We start from the raw sequence: 22,943 nt of genomic DNA on the forward strand, positions 1-22,943 counted from the left end.
GGGGCGGCGTGCTACGGCCGCGGCGCAAAACGGGCGCAGGGTAGCGCATGCGCGCGCGCGGCGGGCGGCAGTGGCGCGTTCCGATGGCGCGCGCCGCTGCCCGGGTCGGAGCGCGTCAGGCGTTGTGGCACAATCCGCGTCTGGTATCCACCCAGATGGTCCGCTCCATGTTGATCTTCGAGCACTCCCGTCCCGGCCGCGGCGCGGCCGCCCAGATGCCACCGCCCTGCGCGCTGCCCGATGACCTGCCGGATGCCTTGCGCCGCACCACGCCCATCGGTCTGCCGGAAGTGTCCGAGATGGACGTGGTGCGCCATTACACCAGCCTCAGCCAGAAGAATTTCTCCATCGACACGAACTTCTATCCGCTGGGTTCGTGCACGATGAAATACAACCCGCGCGCGTGCAATTCGCTGGCCATGCTCGATGGTTTCCTCGATCGCCACCCGTGCGCGCCTGAATCACTCAGCCAGGGTTTTCTGTCCTGCATGTACGACCTGCAGGAAATCCTGGCCGACGTCACCGGCATGCGTGGCGGCGTGTCACTCACGCCGATGGCCGGCGCGCAGGGCGAATTCGCCGGCGTGGCCATGATCATGGCCTATCACCGCCAGCGCAACGACACGGCGCGCACCGAGATCATCGTTCCCGATGCCGCGCACGGCACCAACCCGGCCACCGCCACCATGTGCGGCGCCAGCGTGCGCGAAATCCCCACGCTTGCCGATGGCGATATCGATCTGGATGCGCTGCAAGCCGTGCTCGGCCCCCACACCGCGGGCATCATGCTGACCAACCCCAGCACCATCGGCGTGTTCGAGCGGCGCATCCAGGAGATCGCGCGCAGGGTGCATGCCGCGGGCGGCCTGCTGTACTACGACGGCGCCAACCTCAATGCCATCCTCGGCAAGGTGCGCCCGGGTGACATGGGTTTCGACGCCATCCACATGAACCTGCACAAGACCTTCTCCACGCCGCATGGCGGCGGCGGACCTGGCGCGGGCGCGGTGGGTGTATCCGAACGCCTGCAGCCATTCCTGCCCATCCCGATCGTGGAAAAGCGCGCCGATGGCCGCTATGGCTACGTGCGCAAGAAGGATCGCCCGCTGAGCATCGGGCGGCTGTCGGCCTTCGCCGGCAACGCCGGCGTGCTGCTGCGCGCCTATATCTATGCGCGCATGCTGGGCGGCGCAGGCATGCGCCGCGTGGCCGAGTACGCCACGCTCAACGCCAATTATCTGGCGGTCGAACTGCGCAAGGCGGGCTTTACCCTGGCCTATCCGGCGCGCCGCGCCAGCCACGAGTTCATCGTCACCGTGGCGCCGCAGAAGAAAACCTCGGGCGTCACCGCGCTCGATTTCAGCAAGGCGCTGCTCGATCACGGCATCCATGCGCCGACCAATTATTTTCCGTTGCTGGTGCCCGAGTGCCTGCTGATCGAACCCACCGAGACCGAAAGCAAGGACACGCTGGACCATTTCGTGGCCGTCATGCGCACGCTGCTGCAGCAAGCGCAGAGTGATCCGGCGGAGTTCAAGCAGGCACCGCGCACCACGCCGGTGCGACGCCTGGATGACGTCAAGGCGGTGAAGGAACTCGATGTCGCCTGGCGTGGCCCGGCCGCGGCCTGAGCGCGCACGGCATGCCTGATCTGCGTTCGGGCGCGAGCTTGCTGCCGCGCGGGCCGCGCGGCATGTGGCGTGCGCTGCGCTGGTCGCTGCAGGGACTGGCCATCACCTGGAAAGTGGAAAGCTCGTTCCGCCTCGAGGTGTACCTGTTTGTGGTGCTGGCGCCGCTGGCGCTGTGGCTGGGACAGGGTGGCGTGCAGAAAGCGTTGCTGCTGGGTTGCCTGCTGCTGGTGCTGGCCGCCGAATTGTTGAACTCCGCGATCGAGGCCGTGATCGAGCGTTATGGCGCCGAGCAGCACGAACTCGCGGGACGCGCCAAGGACATGGGCTCGGCCGCGGTCTTCGTGCTGATGCTCAATGTCATCGCCACCTGGGCGCTGATCCTCGGGCCGCGCCTGCTGGCGCGCTAGGGCGATGCGGCGGCCAGCGCCGCGATCAGTTGATCGGGCCGCGTGATTGGTGCCTGGCAGGTGAATCCCGTGCACAGGTAAGCCACGCCGCCGGGCACGGCCGCGCGTGCGGCGAGCGCGGGCGGTAAAGACGCGGCATCCGCCGGGATCACGTAGGCGTGCAGGCTGACGCGCGCCAGTTCCAGTGCGCTGTTCCAGAGGAGCTGCTCCTGCGCGCTGACGCGCACGATCAACTGTGCCTCGGGTTGTTGCCACGCGCGCCAGGCGCGCAACAGGCTGGGTGCGGCGGCGGGGTAGTCGGCCAGCACCGCAAGCCCGGCTTGGATGGCGCGCGCGGCGGCATCCACCCAGCGCGACTCGCCGCACAAGTGGCCCAGGCGCAGCAACGCGGACGCGGCGACGGCGTTGCCGCTGGGCTGGCTGGAATCCTCGAAGCTGCGTTCGCGTCCCAGCGGCGTGCCGTGCGCGGTCGTGCTGAAAAAGAATCCGCCGTGCGCGTGATCCTCGAACGCAGTGCACAAGGTCGTGGCCAGCGCCTGCGCCCAGGCGAAGTCTCGTGTCTGCCAGCGCCAGGCGAGCAGTTCCAGCAGCGCATCGAGCAGGTAGGCATGGTCATCGAGAAAGCCCGGTGCGCTGCTGGCGCTGTCGGCTTGCGCGAGCAGCACACCGTCGCGCCAGGCGCCGGCATGCAGCGCGGCCAGTGCAGCCTCGGCGGCGGGCAGCAGATCGGGCGCGCGCAAGGCCCGCGCGGCGCGGCACAGGCCGGCGATGGCCAGCGCGTTCCACGCCGTCAGCGCCTTGTCGTCGCGCGCCGGCGGCGGGCGCTGCTGGCGTGCGCGCAGCAGGCCGTGACGAATGGATTGGCCCGCGCTGTCGGTGGGCACCAGCGTGGCGCCGTCGGCAAGGCGCAGATGCCAGGCGTGACCTTCGAAATTGGGCGCGCGATCAAGGCCGAAGTCGTGCGTGGCCTGCGCGCGCAGCGCGGCGTCCGGCAGCGCGTCGGCGAGTGTCGCGGGCGTCCATACGTAATAGGCACCTTCGCCGCCGGGGCTGTCGGCGTCCAGCGCGCTGGCCCAGGCGTCACTGCCCAGACGCATCTCGCGCTGCAGCCAGTCCGCGCCGAGGCGCACGACGCGCGCGTAGTCATCGCGCTGCAGCAGCGTGGCCGCGCGCGCGTACACGGGCAGCAGTTGCGCGGTGTCGTAGAGCATTTTCTCGAAGTGCGGAATGCCCCAATCGGCATCGACGCAGTAGCGGAAAAATCCGCCGCCGAGATGGTCGTGGAGACCACCGCGCGCCATGCCGTCGAGCGTGGTTTCCAGCATGCGTCGCGCGGCTGCCGATTCGGGCCGATCGCTTTCGGCAAGGTCAAGCAACCATTCCAGCTCGCCGGCCTGCGGAAACTTGGGTGCGCCGCGATGACCACCGTGTTCGGCATCGAAGCGCGCTTCGATCTGTGCCAGCGCCTGCGCCGCGGGATCGGCCGCCAATGCGCTCGCCGCGCCGACCGCATCGTCACTGGCTGCAAGCCAGCCCTGCCACTGCATGCCTTGCCGGGTGATCGCGTCGCGTTGCTCGCGCCACGCGCTGGCAATGCCATCGAGCACCTGGCGGAACGCCGGCAGACCGTGGCGCGGTGTCGGTGGAAAATACGTGCCGATGAAAATCGGCAGCAGGGTGTGCGGGTCGAGGAAGACGGTCAGCGGCCAGCCACCGGGTCGTCCGTTGAGCGCCTGTTGTGCGCGCTGGTAGGCGCGGTCGAGGTCGGGGCGCTGTTCGCGGTCGAGCTTGATGCACACATACGCCGCGTTCATGGCCGCTGCGGTGGCGGCATCCTCGAAACTTTCATGCGCCATCACGTGGCACCAATGGCAGGCGGCGTAACCGATCGACAGCAGGATCGGCTGGTCGCGCTGACGAGCTTCGCGCAGGGCCTCGTCGCACCAGGGCCACCAGTCCACCGGATTGTCGGCGTGCTGGCGCAGATACAGGCTGTCGGCGTGGGCGAGGCGGTTCATCGCGCAAGCCTCGCACATTTGCCGCGACGCGGGCATGAAAAGGCCCGGCGCGAGGGCCAGGCCAGTTCGAGTCGGTGCCGGAATGGTTCGATCGGGCGCAGACCGCCAGCGGCGCAGAAGCCAGCCCGGTCTGCGCGGGTCATGGCGCCGCCGGCTTCAGGTCGAGCACGCGCACGCTGCCGCGCAGATACGCGGCGAAGAAGGTTTCCATTTTCGCGTACAGCGCCTCGCGATGGTCCTCGGTATAGAAACCGTGGCCTTCCTTGGGAAACACCAGCCAGTCGTATTGCTTGCCCGATTTCTCCAGCTTGTCGCGCAGCGCCTCGGCGTTCTGGATCGGCACGCGCGGGTCGGCGCCACCGTGCACGATCAGCACGGGCACGTTGAACTTGTCGATCATCGCCACCGGCGAGATGGCGCGCGCCTGCTCGCGCGTGCCGATGGCCTGCGCCCAGTAGTTGCGGCCGCCGCGCGAGCGCTTGGTGTCGGCGCGGTCGAACTCGATGGTCCAGTCGTACACGCCGACGTAGTCGATGGCGGCCTTGTACAGGTCGGGCGCGAGGATCGGCTGCATCAACGCGGAGTAGCCGCCGAAGCTGCCGCCGTACACGCCGATGCGGTTCTTGTCGGCGATGCCCTGCGCGATGGCCCAGTGCACGCCGTCGAGCAGATCGTTCTGCATGCCGGTGGCGAACTGGCCGTAGCCCGAGCGCTCGAAGTTCATGCCGCGTCCGCCGGAACCGCGGTAGTTCACCTGCAGCACGGCGTAGCCGCGATTGGCCAGGAACGCGGCATCCGCGTCGTAGGTCCACGAATCGCTGGGGCCGATCGGGCCGCCGTGCGGGATCAGCACCAGCGGCAGATTCTTCGCCGCGACGCCCAAGGGCAGGGTGAGGAACCCGGCCAGTTCCTGGCCGTCGCGGTTCTTGAAGCGGATCGGGCGGCGCTCGCCGATCTGCTCGCCCTTGATCCACGGCGCCGACTGGAACAATGGCGTCAGTTGCATGCTGGCGCTGTCAAGCAGCGCATAGGTGCCCGGGTCGCGGCCGCTGTAGGCGTGCACCAGAATCTTCGCGCCATCCTGGCTCATGCCGGCGAAGTCGATGAAGAACTGCGGAAACTGCTGCATCAGTTGCTTGTGAATTTGTGCCCAGCGGCTGTCATCCAGATAGGTGACGGCCGGGCGCGCGCCATCGAACACATCGGCGAAGGTGATGCCGAAGGGCGTGCGGGCGGCTTCCGGGCCCCATATCAAGTCCTCGAAGGAACCGAACGCATTGGCGCCCAGAACCTTGCGGTGGTTGCCATGCGGGTCGGTCTGCACGAACTGCGTCGGGCCACCGTTCTCGCTGTAGGCGGCGTACAGCGTGTGGCCGTCGGGCGCGACGGACAAGGGCACGAACACCTTGCCGAAGCGTGCCGGATCGAGCTTGACCCATGCGCCCTCGGCATCGCGCGCGTAGATGATGGGGTCCCAATGGTCGGTCATGCCGTAGGCGTACAGGGCCTGGCCCTTGTGCACCAGGAAGTTCATGTCGCCGATGTCGATCTGGGTGACCTTGCTCGGCTTGCCGGTGACGGTGTCCACGTCGTACAACTCGGTGCGCATGGTGTCGTAGGACTGGCCGTTGCGGTTCTCCGGGAGGATCGAGAACGACAGGAACACATGGCCATTCTTCGGCTGTGGCAGCCCGGCGATCTCGGGATAGGCCGCGGGCATGGCCAGGATGTTCATCTGCGAGCGCACCGTCTTGCCGCGATCGAGGAAACTGTAGATCACGCGCTGGTTCTTGCCGTCGGCATCCAGCGCCACCAGCTCGCCGATCAGTCCGGGCGCGTCGAGCGAACCGGATTCGCGCGCCTCGGACACCAGCAGGCGATCGGGGCCCACCCACAGCATCTGCCCGGCCAGCGTATGCGGCGCGAAACCCAGCCGTGCGGTGACCTTCAGGCTGGGCACTTCCATGATGGCGATTTCGTGTTTGGCTTCGTCGCTCTTGCCATCGTCGGTTTTCAAGGCCACGGCGATGTGCCGGCCGTCGGGCGAAAGCACCGGGTTGGAGATGGGCGGATGGCGCGCGAAATCCCTGGCCGGCAGCAGGGTGGCTGCGCCGGCGGCGCAACCGGTGCACAGCAAAGCGGCGCCCAGCAACAGGCGGTAACGAAGCAGCATGACGATCTCCCCTTGCGAGTTTCCATGGGCCTCGCGGCCCGCCAAGGCTGGCGGCGAAACCCCTTCGCCACCTGCATCCGCGCGCAGCCTAGGCGCAGCGGGAGACCGCCGCGCGGGTCGAAAGTCATGCGTCCCGCGCGGCGCATCGCACCGCGCGGGATGCTTGGCTCAGTGCGCCGTCGTGCCCGCGCCGGGACCGATGTAGCGCGCGAGGAAAGCCTGCACCTTGTTGAACATGGCCAGCAGATGCGGTTCGGTCTGGAAGCCGTGGTACTCGTTGCCGAACCACAGCCACTCGTAGGGCTTGTGCATGGCTTCGAGCTTGTCACGCAGGCGTTCGGCGTTCTGCGGCGGCACGATGTTGTCGGCGCCGCCCTGCATGATCAATACCGGCACATTGAAGCGATCCAGCATGAACAGCGGCGAGATGGCTTTGGCGTCCGCGCGCGTGCCTATGTATTGCGCATAGCTCGTATTACCGGTGTCGATGTGCGAGTACACGCTGCGGTCCATCTCGATGCGCCAGTCCGACACGCCGGCATAGTCGATGGCGCACTTGTACAGCTTCGGTGCCACGATCGGCTGCATCAGCGACGAGTAGCCGCCGAAGCTGGCGCCGAACACGCAGATGCGATTCGGATCGGCATAGCCCTTGGCGATGGCCCATTGCACACCCTCGGTCAGGTCGCTCTGGATGCCGGTGGCAAATTGCCGGTAGCCCAGGTGCTGGAAGTCGAGCCCGCGCCCGCCCGAGCCGCGGTAATTGACTTGCAGCACGGCATAGCCGCGATTGGCGAGGAATCCGGCCAGTTGTTCCGCGTCGCTGGTGTAGGCCCATGAATCGCGGATGCTGATGGGGCCGCCATGGGGTAGCAGGATCAATGGCAGATTCTTGTGTGGTACGCCGACCGGGAAGCTGATGTAGCCATCCAGCTCCATGCCGGCACTGTTCTTGAAGCGGATCGGCTCGCGCGCCGCCAATTGCCCGGGCTTGAACCACGGCATCACCTGCATCAGCGGCTGCAGATGCATGGTCTTGCTGTCGAACAACGCGTACTCGCCGGGATCACGATTGCTGTAGGCGTGGATCAGGATCGTGCTGCCATGGTCGCTCATGCCGCCGAAGCCGATGTATTCGCCTGGAAAGGCTTTCATCAGCGCCTGGTGGATCTGCGCCCAACGGTCGTTGCTCAGGTAGTCCACCGCGGGCACGCCGTCCTTGAACGTGGCGGTGAACGTCACGCCGATCGGCACGCGACGCTCGCGTGGACTCCACAGGACGCGATTGACCGAACCGAAATCGTTGCTCGCCAACACCTGCTTGCCACTGCCGTCGAAGGCACAGCGGATCAATTCCTGGGGTCCGCCCGTGGCGCTGTAGAGCGCATACAGACCCTTGCCGCCCGGTGTGACATCGAGTGGTTCGAATACCTTGCCGAACACACCGGCAGGCGCCAGTTTCCAACCGCCGTGACCGTCCGGAAGATAAACCACCTCATTGAGTTGCCGGTCATGACTGATGGCCAGCAGCGGTTTGTCGTCATGCACGAAGAAACCCGCCTGGCCCTTGTCGATCTCGGCGATCTGCTTCGGATAGCCGCTGACGCTGTCCACGTCATACAGGATCGTGCGGTGCGCGGATTCGTCATGCTGGCTGACGTTCATGGGGAACGGATGCAGTTCGATGAACACGTGCCCGTTCATTTCGTGCGTGGGACCGACCACGGTCGGGTTGCCATTGACCATGTCCATCATGTTGAACGAGGCACCCGGTGTGCCGCGCGCGGCGATGCTGTACAGCATGCGTTGCTGCGAGCCATCGGCGTTCAAGGCGATGATGTCGCCGGTGGGTTGCTCCGCCGCCAGCGACCCGGTCACCTTGTTCTCGGATACGACCAGGCGCGTGGGGCCGACCCAGGTGATCAACCCGGGCATGTGCCAAGGCGAAAAATTCAGACGCGCGGTGACTTTCAGGCTGGGCAGGGCGAAGACGATCAACTGGAATTTGCTGTTGGTCCCGGCGGTCTGGTCCACCTCATACGAACCGGCCAGATACTTCCCATCCGGCGACATCACCACATCGCTCAGCAGGGGGAACCGGGCGAAATCACTGACCGGCAATTCCGGGGCCGGGCTCGCTGCCGGCGCATCGGCGGCCAGGCCCGGCGCGGCCGCAGCCAGGCTCAGCGCCAGGCCGGCGATCAGTGCGTGAAACATGCGTGCGGATGTCTTCATGGCGAGTTGCGCTCCGTGCAGCCCCCTCGGGCCGTCCGATGAGGATAGACCGCATGCCGCCGATTTCGTTTCTTACGTTTGCGTAATGTTTGGTCATGGTGATGCGCAGGTCGTGGGCTGCGGTGACCGCGGGCTCGTGCATCGCGCCTGTTACGATGAAAGGCTTGCCTGGACCTGGACTCCCCATGCCGCCCAACAGCGACGCTGCCTTGACCTTGCCACCGCTTTATCTCAAGCGTGGCGAGGATGCGCGCCTGCGCGCCGGGCATCTGTGGGTGTTTTCCAACGAGGTGGATACGAAGCGCAGCCCGGTGACGGCGTTCGCGCCGGGTGATGCCTGCGTGATCGTGGATGCGGGCGATCGCGCGCTGGGCGTCGGCTACGTCAATCCGGCTTCGCTGATCGCGGCGCGGCTGGTGGCGCGTGGCAGCGCGCATGCACTGGATCGATCCTTGTTCGTGCATCGCCTGAACGTGGCGCTGGCGCTGCGCGAGCGCCTGTACGCCGAGCCTTTCTACCGGCTGCTGTACGGCGAGAGCGACGGCGTGCCGGGGCTCACCCTGGATCGTTTCGATGATGTGATCGTGGCGCAGGCCACCACGGCCGGCATCGAGCGCCTGAAGCCCGAGGTCGAGGCCGCGGTGCAAAAAGTGCTCAAGCCGCGCGCCATGATCTGGAAGAACGATGCCGGCATCCGCGTGCTGGAAAATCTGCCGATGTACGCCGATATCGCGTTCGGCGATCTGACCGCGCCGGTAACGGTGCGCGAGGGCGAGCTGCGCTTCGAGCTCGATGTGCTCGGCGGGCAGAAGACCGGCTGGTTTTACGATCAGCACGCCAATCGCGATCGCCTGGTGCATTACGTGGCAGGCAGGCGCGTGCTGGATGTATTCAGTTATCTCGGCGCCTGGGGTCTGCGCGCGGCGGCTGGCGGTGCGCGCGAAGTGCTGTGCGTGGATGCATCGCAAGCGGCCTTGCACAGGCTCGATGCGGCAGCTGCTGCGAATGGCCTGGCCGCGCGCGTGCGCAGCGTGCATGGCGATGCGTTTGATGTGCTCAAGGAGCTGCGCGCCGCGCGCGAACGCTTCGACGTCGTGGTGGTCGACCCACCGGCCTTCGTCAAGCGCAAGAAGGACATCGCCCAGGGCCGGCTGGCGTATCGGCGCATCAACATGGCGGCGATGCAGTTGCTGGCGCCCGATGGCATTCTGGTGAGCTGCTCGTGCTCGCATCACCTGGCACGCGGCGAACTGCTGGGTGCGATCCAGGCCGGCGCGCGCGAGTTGGAGCGCCAGGTGCAGGTGCTGGAAGTGCTGCAGCAGGGGCCGGACCATCCGATCCATCCGGCCATTCCCGAGACCGATTATCTCAAGGGCTATCTTTGCCGGGTGCTGCCGGCGTGATGTCGTGGGCGAGCTGAACGCAGCGGCGCACGGCTGCCACGGTCGCCGCGGCACTTTCCCGCATCCGCGTGGTCCGAATCCCTGATTCCCTTTTCGACCCAGCCGGAATTCCATGCATCTGCCCTATTTCGACGCGCTCGACGCCATCGCCTTCCGCATCGGTCCGGTGCCGGTGCACTGGTACGGGCTGATGTACCTGGGCGGGTTCATCGCCGCCTGGTTGCTGGGCGAGCACCGGCGCAAGCAGGGCCGATTGCCGGTCAGCCGCGACGGTTTTGCCGATCTGCTGTTCTTCGGCATGCTCGGGGTGATCCTCGGCGGACGCATCGGCTACATCGTGTTTTACAACCTGCCGCTGTACATGGCGCACCCGCTGCAGATGTTCGCGTTGTGGGACGGCGGCATGAGCTTTCACGGCGGCTTGCTGGGCGTGCTGGCGGGCGGGCTGTACTGGTCGCGCAAGTACCGCGTGCCATTTTTCGATGCGGTGGATTTCGTCGCGCCGCTGGTGCCGATCGGCCTCGGCCTGGGGCGCATCGGCAACTTCATCAATGGCGAGTTGTGGGGACACCTGACCGACAGGCCGTGGGGCATGATTTTCCCGCGCGCGCTGCGCGAGGCCTCGCAATGCGCGGCGATGGATCCGCAGCAGATCGCCAAAAACTGGGTCTGCGCGCACTACACGTCGGCGCAGTTGCATGAGGCGGGGCAGTTCGCCGGGTTCAGTGACGCCCAGTTTCGCGCGCTGTGGCGCACCGGCGCGCTCAACAGTTTCGCGCGCGAGCCCTCGCAGTTGATGGAATGCTTTCTCGAAGGCTTCGTGCTGTTCGTGTTTCTGTGGATCTACTCGCGCAAGCCGCGCAAGCGCTATGCGATCTCGGGGTGGTTCGCGCTGTTGTACGGCGTGTTCCGCTTCAGCGTCGAGTTCATCCGCGATCCCGACCCGCAGCTTGGTTATCTGCTGGGCACCGGCTGGATGACGATGGGCCAGTTGCTGTCGATGCCGCTGATCGTGGCGGGCCTGTTCCTGCTGTGGCTGTCGCGGCGCCAACCAGCACCGCCAGTTCCGGTTTGGCCGGGCGTGCCCGCGGGGGCCTGAGCGCGCCGCGCGGACACGATCGCGGCGCGCACCCGGGTCCGGTCGATAGGCCATAATCGGCCCATGCAGGTTTATCTCGAATTGCTCGACCAGGTATTGACGCACGGGGTGCGCAAGCACGACCGCACCGGTACCGGCACGCTCAGCCTGTTCGGCTGGCAGATGCGTTTCGATCTGGCGCAGGGATTCCCGCTGCTGACCACCAAGCGCGTGCACTGGAAATCGGTGCTGCACGAACTGCTGTGGTTTCTGCGCGGTGACACCAACATCGCGTACCTGAAAGAGAACGGCGTCAGCATCTGGAACGAGTGGGCCGATGCCGCCGGCGAGCTGGGTCCGGTGTACGGCAGGCAATGGCGTGCCTGGGGCTGCGCCGATGGCGGCGTGGTCGATCAGATCGCCGGTGTGGTGGAGGAAATCCGCCGCAATCCCGATTCGCGCCGCCTGCTGGTCAGCGCCTGGAACGTGGGCGAGCTACCGCGGATGAAGCTGGCGCCATGCCACGCGCTGTTCCAGTTCTACGTGGCCGAGGGTCGGCTTTCGTGCCAGTTGTACCAGCGCTCGGGCGACGTGTTTCTCGGTGTGCCCTTCAACATCGCCAGCTACGCCTTGCTCACGCACCTGATCGCGCACGTCACCGGCCTGCGACCGGGCAGCTTCGTGCACACGCTGGGCGATGCGCACCTGTACCTCAACCATCTGGATCAGGCGCGCGAACAACTGTCGCGCGTGCCCAAGGCGCTGCCAAGGTTGGAGCTGAACCCCGCCGTGCGCGATCTGTTCGCCTTCAGCGCCGAGGACATCGTGCTGCACGATTACGTGCCGCATCCCGCGATCAGGGCGCCGGTGGCGGTATGAGCGCGCTGCCGCCGGGCGCGCAGCGGCTGAGCGTGATCGCGGCCTATGACCGCCGGCGCGCCATCGGTCGCAACAATGCGTTGCCATGGCACTTGCCGGATGACCTCAAGCGCTTCAAGGCGCTGACCCTGGGACGCCCGGTGCTGATGGGTTATCGCACTGCGCTGTCCATCGGCCGCATGTTGCCTGGGCGGCGCAATCTGGTGCTCAGCCGCGCCCACGACGCGCCCTTCGCCGGCCAGGAGATCGTGCGCGATTTCGATGCCGTGTGCGTCGCCGAGCCCAATCTGTGCGTGATTGGGGGTGGCGAGGTGTTCACGCTGGCGCTGCCGCATGCGCGTGCCCTGCATCTGACCGAGATCGACACCGAGATCGAGGATGCCGATGCGCATTTTCCCGTGCTCGCGCAGCAGGACTGGGTCGAGGTGGACCGCGTCGCGCATGCGCCGGATGCGCGCCATCGCTGGGCTTTCAGTTTCGTCGATTGCATGCGACGCGAGACATGAACGCGACGCTGGAAGTTGTCGCGGGCGTGCTGCGCAATGCGCAGGGCCAGTTACTGCTGGCGCAACGCAAGCCGGATGGCGACCTGGCCGGGCTGTGGGAGTTTCCGGGCGGCAAGCGCGAGGCGGATGAATCCGCCGAGTCGGCGCTGGCGCGCGAGCTGCGCGAGGAACTGGGCGTCAGCGTGCGCGAATGCTCACCGCTGATCCGCGTGTCGTGGCGCTACCCGCACAAGGCAGTGCGGCTTGATGTGTACACCGTCGAGCGCTGGCAAGGCGCGGTACGGGCGCAGGAAGGTCAGGCACTGCACTGGTCGCCGCTGGCGGAGTTGACGCGCGCGCGCATGCCGGCGGCCGACTGGCCGGCGGTGCGCGCCCTGCGCCTGCCGCCGCGCTTGCTGATCACACCCGACAGCGGCGATCTGCGCGCCTTGGCCGACGCCGCGCAGCGCGCGCTGTCCGGGCCGCGCTGTCTGCTGCGCCTGCGCCTGCCGCAATTGTCGCAGGTCGAGTCGCGCGCGTTGGCGGCGCAGTTGCTGGTGCGCGCGCAGGCCCGCCATGGCGATGTGTTACTGGGTGGCGATATCGACGGCGCGCTACGGCTGGGCTGCGGGCTGCAATTGAACGCACGGCAACTGGCGACGCTGGGCGCGCGGCCGCTGCCCGAAGCGCAATGGTGCGGGGCGTCGTGCCATGACGCGCAGGATCTGGCGCGTGCCGCGCTGCTGGATTGCGACTTCGCCGTGCTGGGCCCGGTGCTGCCGACGCCAAGTCATCCGAGTGCGCCGGCGCTGGGCTGGCCGCGCTTCGCCGCGCTGTGCGCCACGGCCGCGCTGCCGGTGTACGCGCTCGGTGGTCTGACCCCCGCCGATCACGAGCACGCGCGCGCGCTCGGCGCGCAGGGCGTGGCCGGAATTCGCGGTTTCTGGCCGGGGCTGGCCGCGGCCTGATTGCGGCCTGATCGCGATGTGTCTTGCGCACTTCGGCAAGTGCCCCGCGCATGCGCAATCGCGATCAGACATCGAGCATGATCAAGCAGTCCCTTCCGGGCAGAGCCTGCACCCGCGAAGGCGTGGCCGGAAGCCTTTGTCTTTCGTCCTTCCCGCTGGCGCAGAGCTTGCTCTTGCAAAGGCGTGGCCGGAAACCCTTGTCCCTCGTCATCCCCGCGCAGGCGGGGATCGCTTTTCAACAGCGCAGCGGGTCATCCAGCGCTTGCCGAAGTCACTGGATCCCCGCCTGCGCGGGCATGACGAGCAGTGAGAGCGCGGGGATGGCGAGTCAAAATCGCCAGGCCGTGCCTGCGCGGCGGTGGCGAGCCGACTGGTGCGGGAATGACGAGCCGATCGGGCAGCACGGCGGTGGCGGGCAGGGCCATGCACATGGTTCAGCGCGCGGCGGCGCGGCGCAAATACCCGGCGTGCAGCGCGGCCACACGGGTCTGCAAGTCGGCATGCGTGCCGCGATTGTCGATCACGTCATGGGCCAGCACCAGGCGCGCGGCGCGATCGGCCTGCGCCGCGAGCATGGCATCGGCCAGCGCCGCGTCGATGCCGTCGCGCTGCAGCAAGCGCGCGCGCCGCAGCGTCGCGGGCGCATCCACCACCAGCACGCGATCCAGCCAGTCGTAGGCGGGCCAGGTTTCGCGCAGCAGCGGGATCGCCAGCAGCGCGTAGGGCGCATCGAGTGCCTGCAGATGTTCGCGCAGCCAGATGCGCACGCGCGGATGCACGATGGCCTCCAACGCGCGCCGCGCTTCGGCATCGGTGAACACCTGGCGGCGCAGCGCGGCGCGGTCGAGGCTGCCGTCGTCGCGCAGCACGTCCGCGCCGAAACGGTCGATCACGGCATCCAGTCCGGCGCTGCCGGGCGCCAGCACCACGCGCGCGGCGTGATCGGCATCCAGTACCGGCACGCCGAGCGCGGCGAAGGCCGCGGCCACGCTGCTCTTGCCCGCGGCGATCCCGCCGGTCAGGCCCACGGACCAGGGGCGTGTCGGCACCGGCGCGCTGCGCTCAACCATGCATGAAAAAACCCAGATACCAGTGCGTCAGCGGCGCACCCGCCAGCAGCCAGATCCAGCCGGCGATGGCCAGATACGGGCCGAACGGGATCGGCACGCCATGACCCTTGCGGCTGAGCGCCAGATACGCGGAGCCGATCACCGCGCCGACCAGGGATGAGATTAGCACGATCGGCAGCAGCGCCCACGCGCCCATCCATGCGCCCAGCGCGGCGAGCAGCTTGAAATCGCCATAGCCCATGCCCTCCTTGCCGGTGAGCAGCTTGAACGCCCAGTACACGCTCCACAGCGCCAGGTAACCCAGCGCCGCGCCGAGGATCGCCTGCACCGGGTCCACGAACACCGGCAACAGTGCCAGCAGCAGACCCAGCCACAGCAGCGGCAGGGTGAGCTGGTCGGGCAGCAGTTGCGTGCGCAGGTCGATGCCGGAGGCCGCGATCAGCACCCAGGTGAACACCACCGCGGCCACGCCCTGGGCATTGGCGCCGAAGTGCCAGATGGCCACTGCGCTGAGCACGCCGCTGAGCAATTCGACCAGCGGATACTGGATGGAGATCGACGCCTTGCAGTAACGGCAGCGCCCGCGCAGCAGCAGCCACGACAGCAGCGGAATGTTGTCCCACGCGGCCAGGCGATGCTTGCACCGCGGGCAATGCGATGGCTCGCGCACGATGCCGGGGGGGCGGCGGGTTCAGCTGCGGCTGCGGGCTCGGCTTCGCCGCGCGCTTCGGCAAGGATCGCCGTGGCCTCGCGGCGCCAGCCGTGCAGCAGGCGTTCGGGCAGGCGCAGGATCACCACGTTGAGAAAGCTGCCGACCAGCAGCCCGAGCACGCCCGCGGCAAGAATCCAGTACACGGCGGGCAGGGCGCTGAACAGGCTCATGCGCAGGTTCCATAAGCGCGGGCCCGCGCGCGGCGGGCCCGGAAAAGTTGAGTGGGGCGGCGGATCAGAACGTGCCGGCCAGCTTGAAGATGGGCAGGTACAGGCCGATCACCATGCCGCCGACGAGGATGCCGATGATCACCATGATCAGCGGTTCCAGCAGCGTGCTCAGGGTATCGACGGCGTTGTTCACTTCTTCCTCGTAGAACTCGGCGATCTTGTACAGCATGGTGTCCAGCGCGCCGGATTCCTCGCCGATGGCGGTCATCTGCACCACCATGTTCGGAAACAGGTCGGTCTGGCGCATGGCCAGTTCCAGCTTGTGGCCCACCGAGATGTCCTCGCGCATCTGCCGCACCGCGTTGCCGTAGACCACGCTGCCGGTGGCGCCGGCGACGGCATCCAGCGCCTCGACCAGCGGCACGCCGGCCTTGAAGGTGACGCCCAGCGTGCGCGCGAAGCGCGCGATCGCCGACTCGCGCAGGATATTGCCGATGATCGGGATCTTCAGCGACATGCGATCCAGCGCTTGCGCGAAGGCCGTCGAACGCTTGTACAGCATCACCAGTCCGACAATGATCGCGACCAGTACCACCAGGATGAAGATGCCGTCGTTCTTCACGAAATCCGAGGCGTTGATGATCATCTGCGTGAACGCCGGCATGGCCGCGCCGGCGTCCTTGAACACCTTGGAGAACACCGGCACCACGAAGATCAGCAGCACCAGGCTGACGATGACCGCCACCGACAGCACCATGGCCGGATAGAACATGGCTTTCTTGATCTTGGCCTTCATCGCCTCCATGCGCTCCTTGTAGGTGGCGACCGTGTCCAGCACGGTGTCGAGCACGCCAGCCGCCTCGCCGGCCTTGACCAGGTTGCAATACAGCTCGTCGAACTGCACCGGATGCTGCGCCAGCGCCTCGTGCAGCGAATTGCCGCCTTCCAGCGAGGTCTTGATGTCGGTGAGCAGGTTCTTCATGCGCACGTTGCGCTGGCCGCCGGCGATGATCTCGAAGGCCTGCACCATGGGCACGCCGGATTTCATCATCGTCGCGATCTGGCGACTGAAGATGGAGATGTCGCGTGGTTTGATGCTGCTGCCGGCGGCGCCGAACAGCGGCTTGGCCTTTTCCTTCACCGTCTGCGGGTTCATGCCCTGGCGGCGCAGCTCGGCCTTGACCAGGCTGGCGTTCTTGGACGGCATTTCGCCGCGCATCTTCTGACCGCGCTTGTCCAGCGCGATCCAGGTGTAGGTGGTCAGGCGCGAGATTTCGGCGCGCGCGGCACCCGTGTCCGGACGTTTCTTGGCGGTGGCGGCGATGGCCATTGCTATTCCCCTCAGTCCTTGGTCACGCGGTTGATTTCGGCGAGGCTGGTGACCCCGTTGATGACCTTGACCAGCGCCGAGCCGCGCAGGTCGCGCACGCCACTGGCCTTGGCCGCGGCGGCGATCTGCAAGGCGTTGCCGCCTTCGAGCACGATGCGCTGGATTTCTTCGGTCATCGGCATCACCTGGTAGATGCCGGTGCGGCCCTTGTAGCCTTCGTTGCAATGCGGACAGCCGGCGGCGTCGTACAAGGTGATGCGCCCGGCCTCGATTTCGGCGATCTGCGCGTCGCTGAAACCCTCGGCCTTGAGCGCGCCTGGTGGCAGCGGCTGCATGGGCTTCTTGCAGTCATGCAGGCGCCGCGCCAGGCGTTGCGCGATGACCAGCAGCACCGCCGAGGTGATGTTGTAGGGCGCGATACCCATGTTCATCAGGCGCGCGATGGTCAGCGGCGCGTCGTTGGTGTGCAGGGTGGAGAGCACCAAGTGCCCGGTCTGCGCCGCCTTGATGCCGATCTCGGCGGTCTCGGTGTCGCGAATCTCGCCGACCATGATCACGTCGGGATCCTGGCGCAGGAACGCGCGCAGGGCCTTGGCGAAGGTCATGCCTTTCTTCTCGTTCACCTGCACCTGATTGATACCCGGCAGGCGGATTTCCACCGGGTCCTCGGCCGCCGAGATGTTGCGTCCCTCGGTGTTGAGGATATTGAGCGCGGTGTACAGCGACACGGTCTTGCCCGAGCCGGTGGGACCGGTCACCAGCACCATGCCATGGGGTTTGTGGATGGCGGCGAGAAACTCCTGGCGCTGATCGTCCTCGTAGCCAAGTTTCTCGATGCCCAGCTTGGCCGCGCCGCCATCGAGGATGCGCAGCACGATTTTCTCGCCAGCCAGGATCGGCAGCGAGCTGACGCGGAAGTCCATCGAGCGGCCCTTGCCGATGCTCAGCTTCATGCGCCCGTCCTGCGGCACGCGGCGCTCGGCGATGTCGAGCTGCGCCATCACCTTGAGGCGCGCCGAGATGCGCGGGGTGAGCTGCACCGGCGGGTTGGACACGGTGCGCAGCACGCCGTCGATGCGGTAGCGCACGCGATAGAACTTCTCGTAGGGTTCGAAGTGGATGTCCGAGGCGCCGCGGCGAATCGCATCGAGCAGGATCTTGTTGACGTACTTGACGATCGGCGCCTCGTCGCCGGGCGCGGCGTTGGTCGCCGCATCGTCCTGCGCGGCGCCGGCCTCGCCCTCCAGCGTCAGCGCATCGAGATCGTCGTCGCCATCGAGGCCACTGATGGTGGTGGCGGCGCTTTGCAGGGCCGCGTCGATGGCGGCTTCCAGCGCGGAATCGTTGACCAGCACCGCCTCGACGATCATGTTCGAGTGGAACTTGATCTCGTCCATGGCATGCGAGTTGGCCGGGTCGCCCGTGCCCAGCGTGAGGCGGTTGCCGCGTTTGAACAGCGGCAGTACGCGGTGCTTGCGCAACAGGTCCTCGCTGACCAGCTTGATCGGCACCTGGGCAAGGTCGATGGCCTCCAGGTCCAGCACCGGCACGCCGAATTCGGCCGACAGCGCAGACATCACCCGCTGCGTATCGACGAGGGCGTTCTGCACCAGATGCCGTGCCAGCGGCAGTCGCGCGCTGGCCGCATCCTGCACCGCGCTGCGTGCATCGGCTTCGCTCAGCGCGCCCTCGGCCACCAGGCGGCGCGCCACTCCGGTCAGGCCCGCCAGCGGCGGTGCATTCATCTGAGTTGCCATAAGAATCCGGTCTAACCCCCCGTCGTTGCTGCGAATCTACCGCAAAACGCAAGGCATCGGGGCATCCCGGACCCCCGACTTTTTCCGATAGACCCGCGCAAGCATGATGCGCGTCACCTTTGCAATGCGAATCACACCCTGATTCGTCATCCATGGACGGCGCGGTCTTCCTGCTCGTCATCGCGAACGGCACGCAGCGCCGAGCGGGGATCCAGACGTGCCGCATGCGTGTGCGATGACGTGCACGGTTGCCGATGCGGCGATCCCCGCTTGCACAGGGATGACGCCTCGCGCCGTCCGCACGCGCGGCACCGGTCCGCAAGCACGCGGCTGGGTTTGTGCGCGCCGGCCCAGGCGGCCATCGCGTATCATCGCCGCGCTCGCCCACGCGGCTCGCCATCGGGGACTGCCTTGCTCAGCATCATCCTGCCCGCCAAGAACGAGGCGCCGGCGCTGGCCGATCTGCTGCCGCGCCTGCGCGCGGCGCAACCCGTGGCCGAGATCCTGGTCATCGACGACGGCTCCACCGACAACACCCGCGCGCTGTGCGCGCAACACGGCGTGGGCTGCCTCGGTTCACCCTATTCAATGGGCAACGGCGCGGCGATCAAACGCGGCGCGCGCGCGGCGCGCGGTGACGTGCTGGTGTTCATGGATGCCGACGGCCAGCACGATCCGGCCGACATCGAGCGCCTGCTGGCGCGTCTCGACACCGGCTACGACATGGTCGTCGGCGCGCGCGCCTGGTCCGGCCAGGCCGGGGTCGGGCGCGGCCTGGCCAACAGCTTCTACAACCGCATGGCCAGTTGGATGACCGGGCACAAGGTGCTGGACCTGACCAGCGGCTTCCGCGCCGTGCGCGCGGACAAGTTTCGCGAGTTCCTGCACCTGCTGCCGAATGGATTCTCGTATCCGACCACCAGCACCATGGCGTTTTTCCGCAGCGCCTATGCGGTGGCCTACGAGCCCATCGCCGTGGCCAAACGCGTCGGCAAGAGCCACATCAAACCGCTGCGCGACGGCGTGCGCTTTTTGCTGATCATCTTCAAGATCGCCACGCTGTACTCGCCGCTGAAACTGTTCCTGCCGGTCAGCGCGCTGTTTTTCGTGCTCGGCCTGATCAACTACCTGCACACCTACATCGACACCGGCCGCCTGACCAACATGAGCACGCTGCTGTGGAGCGCCGCGGTCATCGTGTTCCTGATCGGGCTGATCTCCGAGCAGATCACCAACCTGACGTACAAGCGCGAGGGGTGAGGGTTTCGTGACCGCCGCTCCTGGCCAGGCGGAGCGCAGGATGCGGCATGATTGAACGCGTCCTCGACCGCGGCTAAAATATGGCTAGCCATATCGCCAAATGAGCGCGCCATGAAAATCGTGCCGGTCTACGAAGCCAAGAATCGATTCTCGGAGCTGCTCGCAGCCGTGGAGCAGGGTGAGACCGTGTCGATCACCCGTCGCGGCGCACCCGTGGCCCGGCTGATCGCGGAGCCCACCGCCGGCAAGACCGGCCGCAACGAGGCACGCAAACGCATCGCTGCTGGCTTTGAGCGGCTGCGCGGCCTGCGTGCGAGCATCCCACTGGACGGTGACCTCAAGGCCATCACCCGCGAAGGCGCGGACTGAATGCCCTTCGTCATCGACAACTCGGTCGTGTGCGGCTGGTTTCTGGCCAATCAATCAACCGACTACACCGAGGCCATCGCACGGCGGCTGCTGGATGATGGTGCCATCGCGCCAGGACTGTGGCCTCTGGAACTTGCCAACGTGCTGCGTACTGCATGCAAGCGCGGCGCGATGATCGCCAGTCAGGCGCGCGAGGTGGCCGAGCAGATTGCCGTCTTGCCGATCGCCGTCGATGCGCAGCCACCTGCCACCCAGACCGTTCTCTCGCTCGCGCTGCGTTACGACCTGTCCAGTTATGACGCGGCCTATCTGGAACTGGCCCTGCGCCTGCAGTTGCCCATCGCCACGCAGGATGCCGCACTGGCCGAGGCGGCCATGGCGGCGGGCGTGGGCGTGGTGCACTGAGAGGCTGTACGGATGAACATCGCCACCGGCAAACCGGGCCTGTTGCTGTACTCGCCGCTGAAGCTGTTCCTGCCGGTCAGCGCGCTGTTTTTCGTGCTCGGTCTGATCAACTACCTGCACACCTACATCGACACCGGCCGCCTGACCAACATGAGCACGCTGCTGTGGAGCGCCGCGGTCATCGTGTTCTTGATCGGGCTGATCTCCGAGCAGATCACCAACCTGACGTATCGGCGCGATGCGTGAGAGTTTTTGCGCTGGCCGGCTTCGGGACTTGGCCGTCGGGCATGGGGTTAAACTGATGCAGCATCACCACGGGAAGTCGCATGCGACTCGACGCGCACCATATCGCCGCGATCAAGCAACTGGCCGTCGAGCAATTCGGCGCTGGCGCGCGGGTGCGGCTGTTCGGCTCGCGCGTGGATGACGCCGCGCGCGGCGGCGACGTGGATTTGCTGGTGGAGCTCGACACGCCAGTGACCGAGCCTGGCCTCGCCAGTGCAAGGTTTTCAGTGCGCGTGAGCCGCGCGATGTACGGGCGCAAGGTCGATGTGGTGCTGGCCGCGCCCAACCTCATGCGCCTGCCGATTCATGATGTCGCCCTGCGTGACGGAGTGTTGCTGTGAATGCACCTGGCAATCTGGAACGCTTGCGATTCCTGGTGAAAATCGTGCAACGTGAGTCGTTGCATCTACGCGCCACCGACGCGCGGCTTTTCGCTTCGCCGTTGACGCCGGAGCGCTTGCAGTCGATGGAAGCTGATGTCGTGATGGCCGAGCGGCTGGATGCCTTCGTGGCGCGCTTTGCACGCTTGCAGGACACCGTGGGTGACAAGTTCGTGCCGGCGCTCCTGCAAGCGTTGCAGGAACCGATCGGGGCGGTGATCGACAACCTTGATCGTGCCGAGCGCCTGGGCTGGATCGTGTCAGCCGATGGATGGATCGAAGCGCGCCGACTGCGCAATCAGATGATTCACGAATACGTCGATGACCTAAGCATGCTGGCCAGCAATCTCCAGGCTGGACATCGCTATGTCCCCGTGCTGCTCGAAACGGCCCAGCGTCTCATTGACGAAACCGCGCGCCGGGGTTGGGCGTAAACCGGGTGCCGCAGCACGCCATCGATGGCTGCAGGTCATGAGCCGCAAGGTCGCGCACAACGCCTTGTGGAATGTCGGCGGGCAATTGGTGTCGCTGGGCGTCGGGCTGGTGGCGCTGCCCATCCTCCTGCACGCATTGGGGGCTGCACGGCTGGGTGTGTTCACCCTCGCGTTGGGCCTGATCGGGTTTTCCGGGCTGTTCGATCTCGGCCTCAGCCGCGCGCTCACGCAAACCGTGTCCAGCAGCCTGGGGCAAGGCCGTTCGCGGGCACAGGTGGCGGCGCTGGTGTGGCGCGTCATCGGCCTGCTCGCCGGGTTTGGCGTGCTGTGGCTGGTGGCGCTGTGGTGGGCCGCGCCGTTTCTGGTGGACCGATTGTTTTCGCTCAGCGGCGAGATGGCGCGCGAAACCCTTTTCGGCCTGCGCGCGCTGGCGCTGTCCATCCCCTTCGCACTAGCCGCCACCGGGGCCATGGGCACGCTGGAGGGCTTGCAGCAATTCCGCCTGCTCAGCCTGTGGCGCATGCCGATGAGCCTGCTGCAATTCGGCCTGCCGGTGATCGTGGCGCTGATCCGCCCCGACATCGGCTGGGTGATCGCCGCGCTGGCCGCCACGCGCGTGGCGTGGATGGCGCTGTGGCTCACGCAGTTGCAGCGCCTGCTGCCGCGCGAGCCGGGCGTAACGTCCAGCCGCGCTGATCTGCGCCACGCGCTGCACTTTGGCGGCTGGCTGTCGGTGAGCAACCTCATCGGCCCACTGATGGTCTATGCCGACCGTTTTTATCTGGCCAGTTTGTTTCCGCCCGCGACGGTGGCGTATTACACCGTGCCATTCGATACCGCGTTTCGCGCCACGTCACTGCCACAAACCGCGATGAACGCGCTGTTCCCAGCGCTGGCGGAAACGCAGTCCCGGCCCGAAGCCTCGACCCGGCTTTTGGCCCTCGCCATCCGCGCGGTGGTGGTGCTGGTGCTGCCCGCCGTCCTTGTGGTGGCGGTGTTCGCGCATCCCTTGCTGGCACTCTGGCTCAATGCGAGTTTTGCCGGCCCAGCCGCGCCCGTGCTGCAACTGTTGCTGATCGGTATTTTTCTCAACAGCGCCGCGCATCTGCCCTACGCCCTGCTGCAGGCGTATGGCCGCTCGGACCTGACCGCCAAGCTGCACCTGCTGGAACTGCCGGTGTTCGCCGTGCTGCTGGTTGCGGGTGTGCACTGGTTCGGCATTACCGGCGCCGCGCTGGCGTGGACGCTGCGCGTGGCACTGGATGCCGCGCTGCTGTACGGCACCGCGTGGTGGCTGCAACAGCCCTTGCGCGCGACGCTGGCAAGAGGCGCGGGGTTGCTGTGCTTCGCGACGACAATTCTCTTATTTGCAATTTATGTACTTCATGGAATGGCACAAATTGCATTAATGTTACTAGTTATTATTTATGCTGCCGCTACTTTTTTTCGCGTTTTATTGGTTGTTTTTCGCAAGTCTGCAAATAGCTGAGTCAT

19 protein-coding genes and 2 pseudogenes are annotated in these 22,943 nt (G+C 66.6%); 14 read left to right on the forward strand and 7 right to left on the reverse strand.

The window, feature by feature from the left end; translation table 11 throughout:
* The first annotated feature begins 155 nt into the window (after positions 1 to 155).
* Positions 156 to 1,631: an aminomethyl-transferring glycine dehydrogenase subunit GcvPB gene (gene gcvPB, locus Mschef_RS08100; RefSeq protein WP_277921486.1), complete on the forward strand. Its 1,476-nt coding sequence runs from the start codon at positions 156 to 158 to the stop codon at positions 1,629 to 1,631.
* 11 nt (positions 1,632 to 1,642) lie between these two features.
* Entirely contained in the window at positions 1,643 to 2,038 is a 396-nt protein-coding gene (locus Mschef_RS08105) for a diacylglycerol kinase (RefSeq protein ID WP_081127303.1), read from the forward strand.
* On the opposite strand, the gene Mschef_RS08110 is transcribed toward Mschef_RS08105, so the two are convergent.
* The 3 genes from Mschef_RS08110 to Mschef_RS08120 form a co-directional block, all read right to left on the reverse strand.
* Entirely contained in the window at positions 2,035 to 4,056 is a 2,022-nt protein-coding gene (locus Mschef_RS08110) for a thioredoxin domain-containing protein (RefSeq protein WP_081127304.1), read from the reverse strand. The two genes, Mschef_RS08105 and Mschef_RS08110, sit on opposite strands and share 4 nt — an antisense overlap.
* Positions 4,057 to 4,195: 139 nt before the next feature.
* Complete coding sequence (locus Mschef_RS08115; protein WP_136256344.1) at positions 4,196 to 6,229, reverse strand: S9 family peptidase; 2,034 nt, start codon at positions 6,227 to 6,229, stop codon at positions 4,196 to 4,198.
* 168 nt (positions 6,230 to 6,397) lie between these two features.
* Positions 6,398 to 8,464 (reverse strand): alpha/beta hydrolase family protein, encoded by a 2,067-nt coding sequence (locus Mschef_RS08120; protein ID WP_081127306.1) that lies wholly within the window; start codon positions 8,462 to 8,464, stop codon positions 6,398 to 6,400.
* Between the two features lie 185 nt (positions 8,465 to 8,649).
* Here Mschef_RS08120 and Mschef_RS08125 point away from each other — a divergent pair, with 185 nt between their 5' ends.
* The 5 genes from Mschef_RS08125 (at position 8,650) to Mschef_RS08145 (ending at position 13,277) form a co-directional block, all read left to right on the forward strand.
* Positions 8,650 to 9,867, forward strand: a complete 1,218-nt coding sequence (locus Mschef_RS08125) for a class I SAM-dependent rRNA methyltransferase (protein ID WP_197686762.1) — start codon at positions 8,650 to 8,652, stop codon at positions 9,865 to 9,867.
* A gap of 112 nt (positions 9,868 to 9,979) precedes the next feature.
* Positions 9,980 to 10,966, forward strand: coding sequence for a prolipoprotein diacylglyceryl transferase (gene lgt, locus Mschef_RS08130; protein ID WP_425480079.1), 987 nt, complete (start codon positions 9,980 to 9,982; stop codon positions 10,964 to 10,966).
* Positions 10,967 to 11,029: 63 nt separating this feature from the next.
* Positions 11,030 to 11,824: a thymidylate synthase gene (locus Mschef_RS08135; protein WP_081127307.1), complete on the forward strand. Its 795-nt coding sequence runs from the start codon at positions 11,030 to 11,032 to the stop codon at positions 11,822 to 11,824.
* A complete protein-coding gene (locus Mschef_RS08140; protein WP_081127308.1) occupies positions 11,821 to 12,330 on the forward strand; it encodes a dihydrofolate reductase in 510 nt (169 codons plus the stop codon). Before Mschef_RS08135 ends, Mschef_RS08140 begins: the two co-directional genes overlap by 4 nt.
* Positions 12,327 to 13,277, forward strand: coding sequence for a Nudix family hydrolase (locus tag Mschef_RS08145; RefSeq protein WP_168708874.1), 951 nt, complete (start codon positions 12,327 to 12,329; stop codon positions 13,275 to 13,277). Before Mschef_RS08140 ends, Mschef_RS08145 begins: the two co-directional genes overlap by 4 nt.
* A gap of 434 nt (positions 13,278 to 13,711) precedes the next feature.
* On the opposite strand, the gene coaE is transcribed toward Mschef_RS08145, so the two are convergent.
* From coaE to pilB, 4 genes and pseudogenes are all read right to left on the reverse strand, one after another.
* On the reverse strand, positions 13,712 to 14,347 hold the full coding sequence (gene coaE / locus Mschef_RS08150; RefSeq protein ID WP_081127309.1) for a dephospho-CoA kinase: 636 nt from the start codon (positions 14,345 to 14,347) through the stop codon (positions 13,712 to 13,714).
* Positions 14,340 to 15,229 (reverse strand): annotated as a pseudogene (locus tag Mschef_RS08155) (prepilin peptidase). Before Mschef_RS08155 ends, coaE begins: the two are co-directional and overlap by 8 nt.
* Before the next feature lie 64 nt (positions 15,230 to 15,293).
* Positions 15,294 to 16,559 carry a type II secretion system F family protein gene (locus tag Mschef_RS08160; protein ID WP_081127310.1) on the reverse strand — a complete coding sequence of 422 codons (1,266 nt, stop codon included), beginning with the start codon at positions 16,557 to 16,559 and terminating at the stop codon, positions 15,294 to 15,296.
* 11 nt (positions 16,560 to 16,570) lie between these two features.
* Complete coding sequence (gene pilB / locus Mschef_RS08165; protein WP_081127312.1) at positions 16,571 to 18,304, reverse strand: type IV-A pilus assembly ATPase PilB; 1,734 nt, start codon at positions 18,302 to 18,304, stop codon at positions 16,571 to 16,573.
* Positions 18,305 to 18,727: 423 nt separating this feature from the next.
* On the opposite strand from pilB, the gene Mschef_RS08170 reads away from it, so the two are divergent.
* The 7 genes and pseudogenes from Mschef_RS08170 (at position 18,728) to Mschef_RS08200 (ending at position 22,938) form a co-directional block, all read left to right on the forward strand.
* Positions 18,728 to 19,576, forward strand: coding sequence for a glycosyltransferase family 2 protein (locus Mschef_RS08170; protein WP_081127315.1), 849 nt, complete (start codon positions 18,728 to 18,730; stop codon positions 19,574 to 19,576).
* Positions 19,577 to 19,687: 111 nt separating this feature from the next.
* Positions 19,688 to 19,945, forward strand: coding sequence for a type II toxin-antitoxin system Phd/YefM family antitoxin (locus tag Mschef_RS08175; protein ID WP_081127318.1), 258 nt, complete (start codon positions 19,688 to 19,690; stop codon positions 19,943 to 19,945).
* Complete coding sequence (locus Mschef_RS08180) at positions 19,946 to 20,350, forward strand: type II toxin-antitoxin system VapC family toxin (RefSeq protein WP_081127320.1); 405 nt, start codon at positions 19,946 to 19,948, stop codon at positions 20,348 to 20,350.
* 45 nt (positions 20,351 to 20,395) lie between these two features.
* Positions 20,396 to 20,596 (forward strand): annotated as a pseudogene (locus Mschef_RS08185) (glycosyltransferase family 2 protein); the annotation flags it as partial.
* A gap of 80 nt (positions 20,597 to 20,676) precedes the next feature.
* On the forward strand, positions 20,677 to 20,976 hold the full coding sequence (locus Mschef_RS08190) for a nucleotidyltransferase family protein (RefSeq protein WP_081127323.1): 300 nt from the start codon (positions 20,677 to 20,679) through the stop codon (positions 20,974 to 20,976).
* Positions 20,973 to 21,449 carry a hypothetical protein gene (locus Mschef_RS08195; RefSeq protein ID WP_081127326.1) on the forward strand — a complete coding sequence of 159 codons (477 nt, stop codon included), beginning with the start codon at positions 20,973 to 20,975 and terminating at the stop codon, positions 21,447 to 21,449. The genes Mschef_RS08190 and Mschef_RS08195 overlap by 4 nt, the downstream gene beginning before the upstream one ends.
* Before the next feature lie 37 nt (positions 21,450 to 21,486).
* Positions 21,487 to 22,938 carry a flippase gene (locus Mschef_RS08200; RefSeq protein WP_168708875.1) on the forward strand — a complete coding sequence of 484 codons (1,452 nt, stop codon included), beginning with the start codon at positions 21,487 to 21,489 and terminating at the stop codon, positions 22,936 to 22,938.
* Positions 22,939 to 22,943 lie beyond the last annotated feature (5 nt).

Origin of the sequence: Metallibacterium scheffleri (assembly GCF_002077135.1) — a bacterium.
Classification (GTDB): Bacteria; Pseudomonadota; Gammaproteobacteria; order Xanthomonadales; family Rhodanobacteraceae; genus Metallibacterium; species Metallibacterium scheffleri.